Genomic DNA, 15144 nt, shown 5'->3' on the forward strand with positions numbered 1-15144 from the left:
TCCATAAAAGTTAACCTCGGGCGATCTTCAGGCCCAGCTGCAGCATGGCGTCCCAGGCATCGCCCGCGTAGCCCTTGGCGCGCAAGCCCTTGATCATCTTGTCCACCTGCGCCGCCTGCTGCAGCGCCGCTTCCAGCACAGGCAGTGAAATGCGCCGCAGGGCCGGTTCCATCATCCGCTCGCGCGGACCCCAGATGCGGTATTCCTTCAGCAGCGCACCCAATGGACGCCCTTGCGCCATGCCGGCCTTCAATTTTAACAGCGTACGGATTTCCTCGGAGACGGCCCACAAGACCAGCGGCAGCGCCTCGCCCTCGCCTTTCAAGCCTTCGAGCATGCGCACCAGGCGCGCCGGATCGCCGGCCAGCATGGCTTCGGACAGCTTGAAGACATCGTAGCGGGCCACGTTCAGCACCGCGTCCTGCACTTGTTCGTACGTCAGCTTGCCAGCGGCATGCAGCAAGCCCAGTTTCTGGATTTCCTGGTGCGCCGCCAGCAAGTTGCCTTCCACCCGCTCGGCGATGAAGTCGATGCTGGCCCGTTCGGCGCTTTGCCCCTGCGCGGCCAGGCGCTGGGATATCCAGGCCGGCAACTGCGCCCGTTCCACATTCGGAATGTCGATATACACGGCCGCCTGCTGCAGGCTGGCGACCCAGGCCGCCTTCTGCGTGGCCCAGTCCAGCTTGGGCAAGGTGATCAGTGTGAGATTGTCGGGACTGAGGTTTTTGGCGTAGCTTTGCAGCGCCGCGCCGCCATCCTTGCCCGGCTTGCCGGTGGGGATGCGCAGCTCGATCAGTTTTTTATCGCCGAACAGCGACAGCTCCTGGTTCGCCGCCAGCAGTTCGCCCCACTTGAAGCTGCGCTCCACCGTCAGCACGTCGCGCTCGGAAAACCCTTGCGCGCGCGCCGCGCGGCGGATCTTGTCGGCCGCTTCCAGCGCCAGCAGGTGTTCGTCGCTGGTGATCACATACAGCTGCGCCAGCGGCTTGGCCACATGCCCATCGAGCGCGTCTATCCGCAATTGCATGGCGTCCCCGTTACTGCTGCGGGGCTGCCGGCAAGACCGGCGTCACGGGCGCCACTGGCGCCACCGACATGGCCGGCAGCACCGGCTTGATGGCGGCCAGGCGGCGCATGATCTGCTGCACCAGGTCGTTGCGCATGTCGCGGTACAGCGCCGCTTCCTCGGTTTCCTTGGCCAGCACCTGCCTGTCGTCGAAGGTGATAGGACGCACCAGGCTGATGGTCGTCGGTGCCAGCAACTGGTTGCCGGCCTTGTCCAATACGCGGAAATTGATCGCATAGCCGAGTTGGTACTCTTGTACGCGGCCGCTGGTATTCAGGGACAGAATGGTCTTGGTACGATTCCTCTCCGGATCGGTGAGCACCTCGAGGACGGCATCGGCGCCATCCTTGGTATTGACCACCTCCGTGCTGCCAATGGCGCGGATATAGCGTTTCAGGCCGATCGCCAGCGGCGACGAGTCGGGCAAGCCGATGTACATCGTCGCGAACGGCAGCATGAAACTGCCGTTCGAACCGCGCAAGTGAAAGCCGCAGGCCGACAGCAGGACAGTCAGGCCCAGCGCCAGCACGGCGCGGCGGCCCAACAGCGATACTTGAGAGGATGTCGTCATGATTACACCACGATGCTGATTAACTTGCCTGGCACGACGATGATCTTCTTCGGCGTGGTCTCGACGTACTTCTGCACACTTTCGCACGCCAGCGCAGCCGCTTCGATGCTGGCCTTGTCCGCATCCTTGGCGACCGTGATCGAGCCGCGCAGCTTGCCGTTCACCTGGATCATCATCTCGATCTCGGACTGTTCCAATGCGGCCGGGTCGACCTGCGGCCATGCCACGTTGAGCAGATCGCCGTGCACGCCAGCGTAACCGAGTTCCTGCCACAGCACGTGGGTGATGTGCGGCGCGACAGGGTTCAGCAGGCGCAGGAAGATGGAGAAGCCTTCGGCGATCAGCGCCTTCGACTGCGCGCTGTCATCGAGCTTGGCCGATTCCAGCGTATTGAGCATCTTCATGCAGGCCGACACCACGGTGTTGTACTGGATGCGCTTCAAGTCGTAATCGGCTTGCTGCAGCAGCTTGTGCAATTCGCGGCGCAGGTTTTTCTGCGCGTCGCCCGTGGCCGGTGCGGCACCGCCAGCCAGTGCGGCCTGGATCGTTGCCGACTGCGCGTAACCGAAGTTCCACACGCGGCGCAGGAAGCGGTTCGCGCCTTCGACGCCGCTGCCCGACCATTCCAGCGTCTGTTCCGGCGGCGAGGCGAACATGGTGAACAGGCGGGCCGTGTCGGCGCCGTACTGCTCGATCTGCGCTTGCGGGTCGATACCGTTGTTCTTCGACTTCGACATTTTTTCCGTGCCGCCGATTTCCACCGGCTGGCCGTCGGCCACCAGGACGGCGCTTTGCGGACGGCCCTTGTCATCGAGCGACAGGCGCACGTCGTCCGGGTTGAACCAGGTGGTCTTGCCCGCCGCGTCCTTGCGGAAGTAGGTTTCGTTGAGCACCATGCCCTGCGTCAGCAGGTTGACGAATGGCTCGTCGAACTTGACCAGGCCGAAGTCGCGCATGATCTTGGTCCAGAAGCGCGCGTACAGCAAGTGCATGACGGCGTGTTCGATGCCGCCGATGTACTGGTCCATCGGCATCCAGTAATCGTTGCGCGCGTCGACCATGGCGTCGTTCGAGCCTGGCGAGGTATAGCGCATGTAGTACCACGACGAATCGACGAAGGTATCCATGGTGTCCGTCTCGCGGCGCGCCGGCTTGCCGCACTGCGGGCAGTCGCACTGCAAAAAGGCTTCATATTTGTTCAGCGGATTGCCCGTGCCGTCCGGCACGCAGTCTTCCGGCAGCACTACCGGCAGATCTTTTTCCGGCACCGGTACCACGCCGCAATCGGCGCAATGGATCATCGGGATCGGCGTGCCCCAGTAGCGCTGGCGCGAAATGCCCCAGTCGCGCAGGCGGAACGTGGTTTTCTTTTCACCCAGGCCCAGCTCCGCCAGGTCGGCCGCCACCGCATCGACGGCGGAAGCGAAATGCAAGCCGTCGTATTTGCCGGAAGCGACGCAGACGCCGTCCTTGCTGCCATACGATTCCTGCCAGGCGTCCGTCGAAAATTCCTGGCCCTTGACTTCGATCACTTGCTTGATTGGCAGATTGTATTTCTTGGCAAAGCCGAAATCGCGCTCGTCGTGCGCCGGCACGCCCATCACGGCGCCATCGCCGTAGGTGATCAGGACGTAGTTGCCGACCCAGACTTCCACTTGCGCGCCCGTCAACGGATGGGTGACGAACAGGCCGGTCGGCATGCCCTTCTTCTCCATCGTTGCCATGTCCGCTTCGATCACGGAACCGAGCTTGCATTCGGCGTTGAAGGCCGCCAGCGCGGGATTGCTTTGCGCGGCGTGGATGGCCAGCGGGTGCTCGGCGGCCACGGCGCAGAAGGTCACGCCCATGACGGTGTCAGGACGCGTGGTAAACACATACAGCTTGCCGTCGCCGATCAGGGCGCCTTCGGCATCCGCGATTGTGTGCGGGAAGGCGAAGCGCACGCCCGTCGACTTGCCGATCCAGTTGGTCTGCATGATGCGCACGCGCTCGGGCCAGCCCGGCAACTTGTCGTCCACATAGGCCAGCAATTCTTCCGCGTAATCGGTGATGCGCGCGTAGTACATGGGGATTTCGCGCTTTTCGATCAGCGCGCCCGAACGCCAGCCCTTGCCATCGACCACTTGTTCGTTGGCCAGCACGGTCTGGTCGATCGGATCCCAGTTCACGGTACCGGTCTTCTTGTAGATAATGCCTTTTTCCAGCATCTTGAGGAACATCCACTGGTTCCATTTGTAGTATTCGGGCTTGCAGGCGGTCATTTCGCGCGACCAGTCGATGGCCAGGCCCATCGATTCCATCTGCTGCTTCATGTGGGCGATGTTCGAGTACGTCCATTGCGCGGGCGGCACGTTGTTGGCCATGGCCGCGTTTTCCGCCGGCATGCCGAACGCATCCCAGCCCATCGGCATGAGCACGTTGTAGCCGTTCATGCGCAGGTAGCGGTACATCACGTCATTGATCGTATAGTTGCGCACGTGACCCATGTGCAGCTTGCCCGAAGGGTAAGGCAGCATCGAGCAGGCAAAATACTTGCCTTTTGGGAAACGCGGGTCGTGTTCGACGGCTTTATAGGCGTCGATCGCCTTCCAGTGCGATTGGGCGGCTTGTTCGACGTCGGCGGGACTATATTTATCTTGCATGATGTGCGGCCAATAGTGGATATGAACCGAGCATTATACTGGTTGTCGCCGCCCGATAGCGCGGCGCGCTGGCGGCCCGGGCGCGCATATTTTGGCCGGCGCACAATTATGCTGTGTAAGATATACGCAATCTTGTTCTTTGCATCAAAGCCGGCCATGATCGTCTACCAGGAATATCCGCCCATCCCCGCCCTGCGGCCCTGGCTGGAGTGCGTCTGGACGTGCCGCGTGCAGACGGGCGCCACGCCCTTCACGCACCAGGTCTTGCCCGACAATTGCATCGACATCCTGTGCCAGGACCAGCAGGACGCCAGCTTTGCCGTCGGCATGATGACGGCGCCGATTGCCGTCGTCAGCCAGGGCCTCGTGCAGACGGTGGCGGCCCGCTTCAAGCCGGGCGCGGCGGCACGCTTCTTCCAGCTGCCCTTGTGCGAACTCAACGATGGCCGCACGGGATTGCAGCAGCTGTGGGGCCGCGAGCTGGCGGCGCGCCTCGGTGACGCGCTATGGAGCGAGCCTTTGAGCAACGTGCAACGAGTTTCCATTTTGCAAGAATATCTGCTGCTGCGCTTGCGCACCGCGCCGCCACGGCGCCAGGCTGGCGCGGCCGAACATGCGATCGCGGCCATCGAGGCGGCAGCCGGCCAGGTGCGCGTGGATGGGCTGGCGCAGCAGCTGGGCGTATCGCGCCAGCACCTGGCGCTGCAATTTCGCCAGCAAGTGGGCATCAGCCCGAAGCTGTTTGCCCGCATCTGCCGCTTTCGCGCGGCCAGCGCTGGCATGCGAAGCCTGGCCGGACAACAGGATTGGGCGCAAGTGGCCTTGCAATATGGCTATTTCGACCAGTCGCACCTGATCCACGACTTCCAGGATTTCGCCCGCAGTTCGCCCGAGGCGTGGCTGACGGGTCGGCGCACTTGAATACCTTCCATTTTTACAATCACACGCCGCGCGCCGGTGGCATGATGACCGTATTCTTCATTCATCAGGAGTAGCACATGATCAAAGGTTTACGCACCGTCACCTATCCCGTCCCCGACCTGGACAAGGCCAAGGCCTGGTACAGCCAGGTATTCGGCACGGCGCCGTATTTCGACCAGCCCTTCTATGTCGGCTTTGCCATCGGCGGTTTCGAGCTGGGCTTGCTGCCGGACGGCCAGCCTGGCACGCAGGGCAGCGTGACGTACTGGGGCGTGGACGGCATCGAGGCAGAGGTCGAACGCATCGTGGCACTGGGCGGCAGCCTGCACCACCCGCTCACGGACGTGGGCGACGGCATCCGCACGGTGGAATTGCTCGACCCGTTCGGCAACCAGATCGGCCTGATCGACAATCCCCATTTCGACACGGCCAAGGTCGCCTAAGCCGCCTCGTCCTGCAACCATCGCCGGAACTGCTGCAAGGCCAGTTTTTCATGCGCCGCCTCGGGCGTGATCAGGTAATACGCGCGCTGGCCGCGCAGTGGGCGCTCGCATGCGATGCGCAGCTCGCCGCGCGCCAGTTCCGCTTCGACCAGCATGCGTGGCAGCAAGACCACGCCCTGCCCCTGCACGGCCGCCATGGCCAGCATGGAAAACAGCTCATAGCGGGCGCCGTAGCGCGCCAGTTCCCCATCGACCTGCATGGCGTCAAACCACTGGCGCCAGGCGCCCGGGCGCGTACTTTGTTGCAACAAGGTCAGTTCCAATAAATCCTGCGGCTGCCAGGCGCTGCGTGCCGCCAGCAGGCGGGGGCTGGCGACGGGCACGATTTCTTCATGCATGAGCAAGGTGGCGCGCGTGCCGGGCCAGCGCGCCAGCTGCTCGGGCGTGCCCGCGTACAGGGCGCCGTCGTATTCCGTATCGGCAAACATGAACGGTTTTGTATATGCGTCGATATGCACGACGATCTCGGGATGCAAGCCCGCCAGTGAAGCCAGCCGCGGCATCAACCAGCGCGTGGCAAACGTGGGAACCGAAGCCAGCTGCAAAGCGCCGCCACCGCCCTGGCGCGCCATGGTGTCGAGCGTGTCGCGCTCGAGGCCATCGAGGCGAGCCGCGATCTGCCGCGCATACGCCGCGCCGGCGCTGGTCAGCAGCACCCCATGGCGCGTGCGCTGGAACAGTTGCACGCCGAGAAAGCTTTCCAGCGAGGATATCTGGCGCGACACGGCACTTTGCGTCAGCGACAGTTCGCGCGCCGCATGCGTGTAGCTCTGGTGCCGCGCAGCCGCCTCGAAGCAGTTCAGGGCTTGCAGCATGGGAATTTTGCGTGACATGGGGTATCCGGCCGGTGAAAGGCTCCTAGTATGCCGCAAGATATGCGCAGTACGCATGTCTGGGTGCGAAAAAATCGTTTGCGCAAGGCTAGGCAAAAACCTACCATGAGCCATATTCAATCTTGCGCCGATTACCGGCGCTCACCTGCGAGGCCTGTGATGAGCAAAACCGTATTCGACTGGAATTCCCCTCTGCTGCTGGAAGAACAACTGACGGGCGACGAACGCGCCGTGCTGGAAGCGGCCCGCGACTATTGCCAGGGTAGCCTGGTGCCACGCGTACTCGAATCGTTCCGCCATGGCCGCACGGATGCGGCCATCTTCCGCGAAATGGGCGAGCTGGGCTTGCTGGGCACCACCATTCCCGAAGAATACGGCGGCGCCGGCCTGAACTACGTGTGCTACGGCCTGGCCGCGCGCGAAGTCGAGCGCGTCGATTCGGGCTACCGCTCGATGATGAGCGTGCAATCGTCGCTGGTAATGGTGCCGATCAATGCCTTCGGCAACGAAGAAACGAAACAGAAATACCTGCCGAAACTGGCGACGGGCGAATACATCGGCTGCTTCGGCCTGACGGAACCGAACCACGGCTCCGATCCGGGCAGCATGGTCACGCGCGCCCGTAAAGTGCCGGGCGGCTACAGCTTGTCGGGCGCCAAGATGTGGATCACCAACAGCCCGATCGCCGACGTGTTCGTCGTCTGGGCCAAGGACGATGAAGGCGCGATCCGCGGCTTCGTGCTGGAAAAAGGCTGGAAAGGCTTGTCGGCGCCGGAAATCCACGGCAAGGTCGGCTTGCGCACTAGCATCACCGGTGAAATCGTCATGGATGAAGTATTTTGCCCTGAAGAAAACGCCTTCCCCGACGTGCGCGGCCTGAAAGGCCCGTTCACTTGCCTGAACAGCGCCCGCTACGGCATTGCCTGGGGCGCGCTGGGTGCGGCCGAAGACTGCTACCTGAAGGCCCGCCAATACACGATGGACCGCCAGCAATTCGGCCGCCCATTGGCCGCGAACCAGCTGGTGCAAAAGAAACTGGCCGACATGCTGACGGAAATCACCATGGGCTTGCAAGGCTGCTTGCGCCTGGGCCGCATGAAGGATGAAGGCTCGCCCGCCGTGGAAATCACCTCGATCATGAAACGCAACAGCTGCGGCAAGGCGCTCGATATTGCCCGCGTGGCGCGCGACATGATGGGTGGCAACGGCATTTCCGACGAGTTCGGCGTCATCCGCCACCTGGTCAACCTGGAAGTGGTCAACACCTATGAAGGCACGCACGACGTGCACGCGCTGATCATCGGCCGCGCCATCACCGGCATCGCCGCCTTCAACTAATGGACGCCTTGGCTTCCACCTTGCGGCCCGCGCCGCTGACCGGCTTGCGCGTGCTCGACCTGTCGCGCGTGCTGGCCGGCCCGTGGGCCGGGCAAATGCTGGCCGACCTGGGCGCCGACGTCGTCAAGGTTGAACAGCCGGGCCGCGGCGACGACACGCGCTCGTGGGGTCCACCGTATCTGAAGGATGAAGATGGCCGCGACACGGCCGAGGTCGCCTATTTCCAGTGTGCCAACCGCAACAAGCGCTCCCTGTGCATCGACCTGGCCGCGCCCGAAGGGCAAGCGGTGGTGCGCAAGCTGGCTGCCGAATCGGACGTGCTGCTGGAAAATTTCAAGCTGGACGGCTTGAAGCAATACGGCCTCGATGCGGCCAGCTTGCTGGCACTCAACCCGCGTCTCGTCTACTGCTCCATCACGGGCTTCGGCCAGGATGGGCCGTACGCGGCGCGCGCCGGCTATGACTTCCTGATCCAGGGCATGGGCGGCTTGATGAGCATCACGGGCGTGCCCGATGGCCAGCCGGGCGCCGGCCCGCAAAAAGTGGGCGTGGCGCAGACGGACATCCTGACGGGCCTGTACGCCACCATCGCCGTGCAGGCGGCGCTGGCCGAACGGGAACGCTCGGGCCTGGGCCAGCATATCGACCTGGCCTTGCTCGACGTGCAAGTGGCGGCGCTGGGCAACCAGGCGGCCAATTACCTGTGCGGCGGCAAAGTGCCGCAGCGCATGGGCAATGCGCACCCGAACATCGTGCCTTACCAGGACTTTCCCACGGCCGATGGCGACATGATTCTGGCGATCGGCAACGATGGGCAGTTTTCGCGCTTTTGCGCCGTCGCCGGCCACCCGGAATGGGCGCAGGATGAACGCTTCGCCACCAATCCGCAGCGTGTGGCGCACCGGGCGATATTGATCCCCTTGATGCGCCAGACCACGGTCATGCGCACGACGGCCGAGTGGATCAGCGCGTTCGAGGCGCAAGCCGTGCCCTGCGGTCCCGTCAACCGCATCGACCAGGTCTTTGCCGACCCGCAAGTGGTGGCGCGTGGCTTGAAAGTGGAGATGCCGCACCCGACGGCGGGCACGGTGGCGCTGGTGGCCAATCCCGTGCGCCTGTCGGCCTCGCCAGTGCAATACCGCTTGCCACCGCCATTGCTGGGGCAGCATACGCAGGAAGTGCTGCAGCAGTGGCTGGGGTTGGACAGTGCGGAAATTGACGGCTTGCGTGAGCGCAAGGTGGTGTAAATATTGGTCGTCCGGACGTAGGTCGGATTAGCGCTTGCGCGTAATCCGACACCGCACCCAGCGCCAACAATGTTGTCGGATTACGGCCCGCAGGGCCTAATCCGACCTACGATTCTATTTACTTGAGTACCAGTTTCAACGCTGGCTTCTCGCCATAATCGTCATAGCGCTCATTGATGCCGGCGATACAGAAGGTGATTTCTTCCAGTAAATCAGGTACTTGCGCCTTCATGCTTGCCGCATCCTGCACAACGATCTCGAGCACTTCGTTCGGCTTCAAACGGAACTGCGTCATGTTTTCGTCGTCGCGCAAATAGCTGAGGCAATCGACCCAGGCATCCATGCTGTTGCCGTAGAACTCGGGGAATCCGAAGGCTTGCACGCATTGCGCGTGAAAACTCGCTTCGTCGGTGATGTCTTTTCCATTCAGGATGGCAGTGGCCATGGTGCTCCTCAGTTCTTCAGCGACAGCACATCCTGCATGTCGAACAGGCCGGTCGGTTTGTCGGCCAGGAAACGCGCCGCGCGCAGTGCGCCGTGGGCGTAGGTGACGCGGCTGCTCGACTTGTGGCTGATCTCGATGCGCTCACCGATGCCGGCAAACAGCACCGTATGGTCGCCGACGATATCGCCGCCGCGGATGGTGGCAAAGCCGATGGTTGACGGGTCGCGTTCGCCCGTCACGCCTTCGCGGCCGTATACGGCGCATTCCTTCAAGTCGCGGCCCAGGGCGCCGGCCACCACTTCACCCATTTGCAGGGCCGTGCCCGACGGCGCATCGACCTTGAAGCGGTGATGCGCTTCGATGATCTCGATATCGTAGCCTTCGGACAGGCTTTTCGCGGCCAGTTCCAGCAGCTTCATGGTGACGTTCACGCCCACGCTCATATTCGGCGCGAACATGATGGCCGTCTTTTCGGCGGCGGCGGCAATAGCGGCCTTGCCCGCGTCATCGAAACCGGTGGTGCCGATGATCATCTTGACGCCGTGCTCGGCGCAATACGCCAGGTGCTGCAAAGTGCCTTCCGGACGCGTGAAGTCGATCAGGTAATCGGCGCCGGCCAGGCCGGTAGCCAGGTCGGACTCGATCAGCACGCCAGCAGGCTTGCCGAGGAAAGCGGCGGCATCCTGGCCGACGGACGGCGAACCGGCGCGGTCGAGTGCGCCAGCGAGCACGGCGTCGGGCGCGTTGCTGACGGCTTCGATCAGGATATGGCCCATGCGGCCGCTGGCGCCAGCGATGGCGATTTTCAGTTCAGTCATTTTTATTCTCTTACAACAGCTTATTTGGTGGGTTCGGCAGCAGGTGCAGGTACAGGCTCGGCGGCAGGCGCCGTTGCGGGTGCAACGTCAGGCTTGCTAACAGGAATGGCAGGGGCGGCATCGGCTGGCACCGGCACGGCGCTTGGCGCCACGGGCGATGGCACGGCGGCGGCAGGCACGTCGGCCTTGGCGACCTTGGCGAATGGCGACGGACCGGCGATGCGGTCGATGTATTCCTTCTCCGTCGGCAAGTTGCCGCCTTCGAAACGTTCCACCTTGCCATCCTTGCCGAAGTACACGACCACGCGGCTGCTGGTGGTTTCGCCACTGCCCCGGGCCAGGCGGAATGGGTAATCCCAGCGGTCGGCATGGAAGATATCGGTCAGCAGCGAGGTACCGAGGACGAAGCGCACCTGGTCGCGCGTCATGCCCACTTTCAACTGGGCCAGCATCTCTTCGGAGACAAAGTTGCCTTGTTGAATGTCAGGACGATACGGCGAGAAAAACCACATGAATTTTTGCAGCGGCGTAATGGTGGTCGTTTGTGCGCCCTGTTCGGGGACCAGTTCCTTGCCTTCCTTTTGAGCAGCTGCCGGCTTTTCGCCAAGGATGCCACGGCTGGCGCAGCCGGACATGGCCAGCGCGACACAGACCATGCCTGCCACGACTGGTGCTCGGAATGAAATACGGTGCCAGAGAGATGGCAATACAGCCGGTGTTACGCGCATAAATGACCTCAATTTGATGAACAAAACGCCAGGAGTGGCCGGCCTGCCAAAAAATGCATATTTTGGCACTCCCCGCTAAAACGCTATATGATAAAGCACCTGACCCACATACGAGCAACAAACATGAGTAACAATCCTAGTGATCTCAAGGCAAGCGGCCTGAAAGCCACCCTGCCACGGCTGAAGATACTCGATATCTTCCAGAGTAGCCCGGTACGCCACCTGACGGCGGAAGACGTCTACAAGATTCTGCTGGCCGACAATATGGATGTCGGTTTGGCAACTGTCTACCGCGTCCTGACCCAATTCGAACAGGCAGGCTTGCTCAACCGCAACCATTTTGAAACCGGCAAGGCGATTTTCGAACTCAACGAAGGCTCCCACCACGACCACCTGGTGTGCCTCGACTGTGGCCGGGTTGAAGAATTCTTCGACGAAGAAATCGAAATCCGCCAGCAAAAAGTGGCCGAAGAGCGCGGCTTCAAGATCGCCGAACACGCGCTGGCCATCTACGGCAACTGCACCAAGACGGCTTGCCCGCACAAAACCGCCTGATTCGTTCCGGCCGCGCCCATGGAGCGGCTGGCGCATCAGGCAGTACGATCAATGATGGCTGAGCGCGCTTGACAGCAACTTGGCCGTGATATCGACAATCGGGATGACGCGCTCGTAAGCCATGCGCGTCGGTCCGATCACTCCCAACGTTCCCACGATCTTGCCGTTGACTTCATACGGCGCCGTCACCACGCTCATTTCATCCATCGGCACCAGGTTCGATTCGCCGCCGATGAAAATCTGCACGCCCGTCGCCTTGCTCGACACGTCGAGCAGCTGCATCAAGCCCGTTTTTTGCTCGAACATGTCGAACATCTGGCGCAGCGAATGCATATTCGATGACAGATCGCTCACGCTGAGCAAGTTGCGCTCGCCGGAAATCACCATGTCGTCGCTATGGTCGGCCATCGCTTCGCTGCCCGCTTCCACGGCCGCCTGCATCAGGCTGCCCATGTCGTCGCGCAACTGGCGCAGCTCGCCCTGCAGGCGCACGCGCACGGCGTCGAACGACAGGCCGCCATAATTCTGGTTGATGTAATTGGCCGATTGCACCAGTTGCGCCGGCGTATAGTCGGCCTCCGTCAGCAATAAACGGTTCTGCACGTCGCCGCCAGGCGCGACGATGACGAGCAGGATGCGTTTTTCGGACAGGCGCAGGAATTCGATTTGCTGGAACACGGATTCGCGGCGCGGGCTGAGCACGACGCCGGCAAACTGCGACAGCGACGACAGCATCTGCGCCGCGTTGGCGATGGTTTTTTGCGGCTGCGGCGTCTGCAGGCGCATGCGCGACTCCACCAGATGCTCATCCAGATGCCGGACAGTCAGCAAGGTGTCGACAAAGATGCGGTAGCCGCGCGGCGTGGGGATGCGTCCGGCCGAGGTATGCGGACTGGACACATAACCGAGCTCTTCCAGATCGGCCATGATGTTGCGGATCGTGGCTGGCGACAGGTCGAGGCCGGAAATTTTCGACAAGGCGCGCGAACCGACCGGCAGGCCGTCGGCGATATATCGCTCGACCAGGGCTTTCAGCAGTGTTTGGGCACGTGTATCGAGTTGCATGGTTTTTTATTTAAGCAAGTATTTTGTTAAGCAAGCGGCAACGAAAGCGGCCGAACGTGCATCAACAGCGCCTATTATGCACGTTCGTCCGCCCGGCGGCGATCAATCTTCCAGTTGCCCCTGCAGCCACAGCAGCAATTCATCAAAGTTGGCGCAGATGGCGTCGGGCTGCACGCCGGCGGCCAGGTGGGCGTCGCTGCCCTTGCGGTTCATCCACACGGCACGCATGCCCGCCCCTTGCGCCCCCGTCACATCGAAATACAGATCGTCGCCGACATACACGGCCTCATGGGGCGCCACGCCCAGCGCGGCGCAACCGGCCAGGAAAATGCTGGCGTCAGGCTTGGCGACGCCGAAATCGCTGGCGGCGATCGATACCTTGAAATGCTGCGCCAGGCCGATAATTTCAAGGTCCGCATTGCCATTCGAAATGGAGCCGACCAGCATGCGCTGGCCCATCCAGGCCAGGCCAGGCAAGACGTCGTCATACGGCTGGACGCGATGGCGCGCCGCCAGGAACTGCGCGATGGCGCCATCGACCAGGGCGGGATCCTCGCCGGTGGCCTCGAAGGCGGTCAGCAAGCCCGCGCGGCGCAACTCGATCAGGTTGCCATGAAAATGCGGTTGTTCATTGAGCATGGCCAGGCGGTGCTGGCGCAGCACCTCGATGGAAAACTGCTGCGCCACCTTGGGCGCATGCGTGGCCAGCCAGTCGTGCAGCAGGGTTTCGGCGGCGGCAATCACGGGCGCGATGGGCCACAGAGTATCGTCGAGGTCGAACAGGATGGCCTTGGGCGGCACGGCAGGTTTTACAGGAGCAAGGGACATGGGATTCACGGTGGATGCCGCGCCACAGTGCGCAGCCTGCATCTATTGTCGCACCGATCGCCGCCACCGGCATCGCTGCGCCCCCGTGAAATGGGGCCGGGCCAGCGCTTCCCGGCGAAAAATTGTTACAGGGTGATACAAGGCAAGATCATTCGGCTTGCCAGATAGACTAAAATAGGCGCCATTCCAATGCGGCGCCAGCGTCCGCGTTGCGCTACCCAACCTAATTCGTTTTGGAGAATGTATGAAAAATTTGTACCTGCGCTCGATGCTGGCGGCGGCTTGCGCCGTCACATTGGCAGCCTGCGGCGGCAGCGGCGGCAACCTGTATCTGAGTGGCCAAGTGTCCAATCTGGCAAAAGACGGCCTGATTCTCCTCAATGACGGCGAACGCTTGCCGGTCTCCGCAGGCCAGACCTCGTTTGTTTTCACCAAGCTGGTCAACACCGATGACCGCTACGACATCAGCATCGCACAACAGCCCAAAGGCGCCGTGTGCACGATTACCAATGGCGCAGGCAAGGCATCGAGCTATACCGTGACCACTGCCCTGGTGACTTGCACGACCAATACCTACCCGCTGAGCGGCACGATCACGGGCCTGACCGCCGACGGCTTGACCTTGGCCATTGGCAACGCCAGCACTAGCCCGCTGAAAGGCAGCACGAGCTATACATTCCCGGCTGTCAATGACGGCATCGCCTACAATATTTCCATAGCGACGTATCCAGCGGGCCAGACGTGCAGTTTCGTGGGCTCTGCCAGCGCCAACGGCCGCGATGTCGTCGGCACCATGGGCTCAGCCGCAACGACCGGCGCCACACTGAACTGCACGGCGCAGTAAGCCACGCGATTCGTCACCACTATATTGGAGAAATACATGAAGTTATCCTGCCTGCGCCCACTCGCCGCGCTGCTGTTGACCCTAGGACTGGCTGCTTGCGGCGGCAAGGCCTCGTATGATGTCAGTGGCACCATCAGCAACTTGAACACCGACGGCCTGGTCCTGGCCAACGGCGGCGTCCCGCTCCCGGTCAAAGCCGGCCAGACCTCGTTTACCTTTGCCAAGCGCATCGACTATGGCACCGACTACAACATCACCGTGCAGACCCAGCCAGCCCACATGACTTGCGCCATCAGTGGCGGGACCGGTTCGGCCGGTCATTACCTGAGCATCCAGGCAGCGGTCGTGTGCACGCAGAATAGCTACACGGTTGGCGGCACGGTGACTGGCCTGACAGCCGACGGCCTGGTCTTGATCAACGGCAATGCGCAAACCACGGTGGCCAAGGGCAGCACGACCTTCACCCTGGCATCGCGTGTTGCCGATGGCGATAAGTATGGCATCAGCGTATTTACCCAGCCAACCGGCTTGAAATGCAGCGTGGCGCCCAACACTGGCGTCGGCGTGATGGGCGAAGCGAACGTGACCACCGTGCAGATCGCCTGCAATCCGGGCTAACGCTGTGGCGCTGGGAGCCGCGACGCGGCTGCCAGGAAGAGATATCACTGAAAACTATAGTTGATATTCGAAAGATAAATTGGAGTTATATGTGGCGATGCAGCATAATGCATCTGTCTCCT

At 62.1% G+C, this 15144-nt stretch carries 16 protein-coding genes; 7 read left to right on the plus strand and 9 right to left on the minus strand.

Going from position 1 to position 15144, the window contains the following annotated elements; all coding sequences use genetic code 11:
- Positions 1-10 precede the first annotated feature (10 nt).
- From holA to leuS, 3 genes are read right to left on the minus strand one after another with little or no spacing between them, the layout of a single operon-like run.
- Positions 11-1027, minus strand: a complete 1017-nt coding sequence (gene holA / locus OPV09_RS27560) for a DNA polymerase III subunit delta (protein ID WP_034745739.1) — start codon at positions 1025-1027, stop codon at positions 11-13.
- A gap of 10 nt (positions 1028-1037) precedes the next feature.
- Positions 1038-1637, minus strand: a complete 600-nt coding sequence (lptE, locus tag OPV09_RS27565) for an LPS assembly lipoprotein LptE (protein WP_331777273.1) — start codon at positions 1635-1637, stop codon at positions 1038-1040.
- Positions 1638-1639: 2 nt separating this feature from the next.
- Positions 1640-4279 carry a leucine--tRNA ligase gene (gene leuS, locus OPV09_RS27570; protein WP_219328086.1) on the minus strand — a complete coding sequence of 880 codons (2640 nt, stop codon included), beginning with the start codon at positions 4277-4279 and terminating at the stop codon, positions 1640-1642.
- 132 nt (positions 4280-4411) lie between these two features.
- Here leuS and OPV09_RS27575 point away from each other — a divergent pair, with 132 nt between their 5' ends.
- Complete coding sequence (locus tag OPV09_RS27575; protein WP_338679988.1) at positions 4412-5200, plus strand: helix-turn-helix domain-containing protein; 789 nt, start codon at positions 4412-4414, stop codon at positions 5198-5200.
- Between the two features lie 77 nt (positions 5201-5277).
- Positions 5278-5643, plus strand: a complete 366-nt coding sequence (locus OPV09_RS27580; protein WP_070303028.1) for a VOC family protein — start codon at positions 5278-5280, stop codon at positions 5641-5643.
- Here OPV09_RS27580 and OPV09_RS27585 read toward each other — a convergent pair.
- Positions 5640-6536 (minus strand): LysR substrate-binding domain-containing protein, encoded by an 897-nt coding sequence (locus OPV09_RS27585; protein WP_338679992.1) that lies wholly within the window; start codon positions 6534-6536, stop codon positions 5640-5642. The genes OPV09_RS27580 and OPV09_RS27585 overlap by 4 nt on opposite strands.
- Before the next feature lie 159 nt (positions 6537-6695).
- Here OPV09_RS27585 and OPV09_RS27590 point away from each other — a divergent pair, with 159 nt between their 5' ends.
- Complete coding sequence (locus tag OPV09_RS27590; RefSeq protein ID WP_034745726.1) at positions 6696-7874, plus strand: acyl-CoA dehydrogenase; 1179 nt, start codon at positions 6696-6698, stop codon at positions 7872-7874.
- Positions 7874-9121, plus strand: coding sequence for a CaiB/BaiF CoA-transferase family protein (locus OPV09_RS27595; RefSeq protein WP_338679993.1), 1248 nt, complete (start codon positions 7874-7876; stop codon positions 9119-9121). Before OPV09_RS27590 ends, OPV09_RS27595 begins: the two co-directional genes overlap by 1 nt.
- Positions 9122-9239: 118 nt before the next feature.
- Here the strand turns inward: OPV09_RS27595 and OPV09_RS27600 are convergent, their stop codons facing one another.
- Genes OPV09_RS27600 through OPV09_RS27610 form a run of 3 tightly spaced genes read right to left on the minus strand, consistent with a single transcriptional unit; the run spans position 9240 to position 11040 of the window.
- Positions 9240-9566 carry a barstar family protein gene (locus OPV09_RS27600; protein ID WP_034745723.1) on the minus strand — a complete coding sequence of 109 codons (327 nt, stop codon included), beginning with the start codon at positions 9564-9566 and terminating at the stop codon, positions 9240-9242.
- Positions 9567-9574: 8 nt separating this feature from the next.
- Entirely contained in the window at positions 9575-10384 is an 810-nt protein-coding gene (gene dapB / locus OPV09_RS27605; RefSeq protein WP_034745720.1) for a 4-hydroxy-tetrahydrodipicolinate reductase, read from the minus strand.
- Between the two features lie 20 nt (positions 10385-10404).
- A complete protein-coding gene (locus tag OPV09_RS27610; protein ID WP_338682395.1) occupies positions 10405-11040 on the minus strand; it encodes an outer membrane protein assembly factor BamE in 636 nt (211 codons plus the stop codon).
- Positions 11041-11235: 195 nt separating this feature from the next.
- Here OPV09_RS27610 and fur point away from each other — a divergent pair, with 195 nt between their 5' ends.
- A complete protein-coding gene (gene fur, locus OPV09_RS27615) occupies positions 11236-11667 on the plus strand; it encodes a ferric iron uptake transcriptional regulator (protein ID WP_034745717.1) in 432 nt (143 codons plus the stop codon).
- A gap of 48 nt (positions 11668-11715) precedes the next feature.
- Here the strand turns inward: fur and hrcA are convergent, their stop codons facing one another.
- Entirely contained in the window at positions 11716-12732 is a 1017-nt protein-coding gene (gene hrcA / locus OPV09_RS27620; protein ID WP_034745713.1) for a heat-inducible transcriptional repressor HrcA, read from the minus strand.
- Between the two features lie 102 nt (positions 12733-12834).
- Positions 12835-13560, minus strand: coding sequence for an HAD family hydrolase (locus OPV09_RS27625; protein ID WP_338679996.1), 726 nt, complete (start codon positions 13558-13560; stop codon positions 12835-12837).
- Between the two features lie 244 nt (positions 13561-13804).
- Here OPV09_RS27625 and OPV09_RS27630 point away from each other — a divergent pair, with 244 nt between their 5' ends.
- Positions 13805-14404 (plus strand): hypothetical protein, encoded by a 600-nt coding sequence (locus OPV09_RS27630; RefSeq protein WP_034745710.1) that lies wholly within the window; start codon positions 13805-13807, stop codon positions 14402-14404.
- A gap of 36 nt (positions 14405-14440) precedes the next feature.
- Positions 14441-15022 carry a hypothetical protein gene (locus OPV09_RS27635; RefSeq protein ID WP_319990506.1) on the plus strand — a complete coding sequence of 194 codons (582 nt, stop codon included), beginning with the start codon at positions 14441-14443 and terminating at the stop codon, positions 15020-15022.
- Positions 15023-15144 lie beyond the last annotated feature (122 nt).

The organism is Janthinobacterium sp. TB1-E2 (assembly GCF_036885605.1).
In the GTDB taxonomy this organism is placed as follows: domain Bacteria; phylum Pseudomonadota; class Gammaproteobacteria; order Burkholderiales; family Burkholderiaceae_D; genus Janthinobacterium; species Janthinobacterium aestuarii.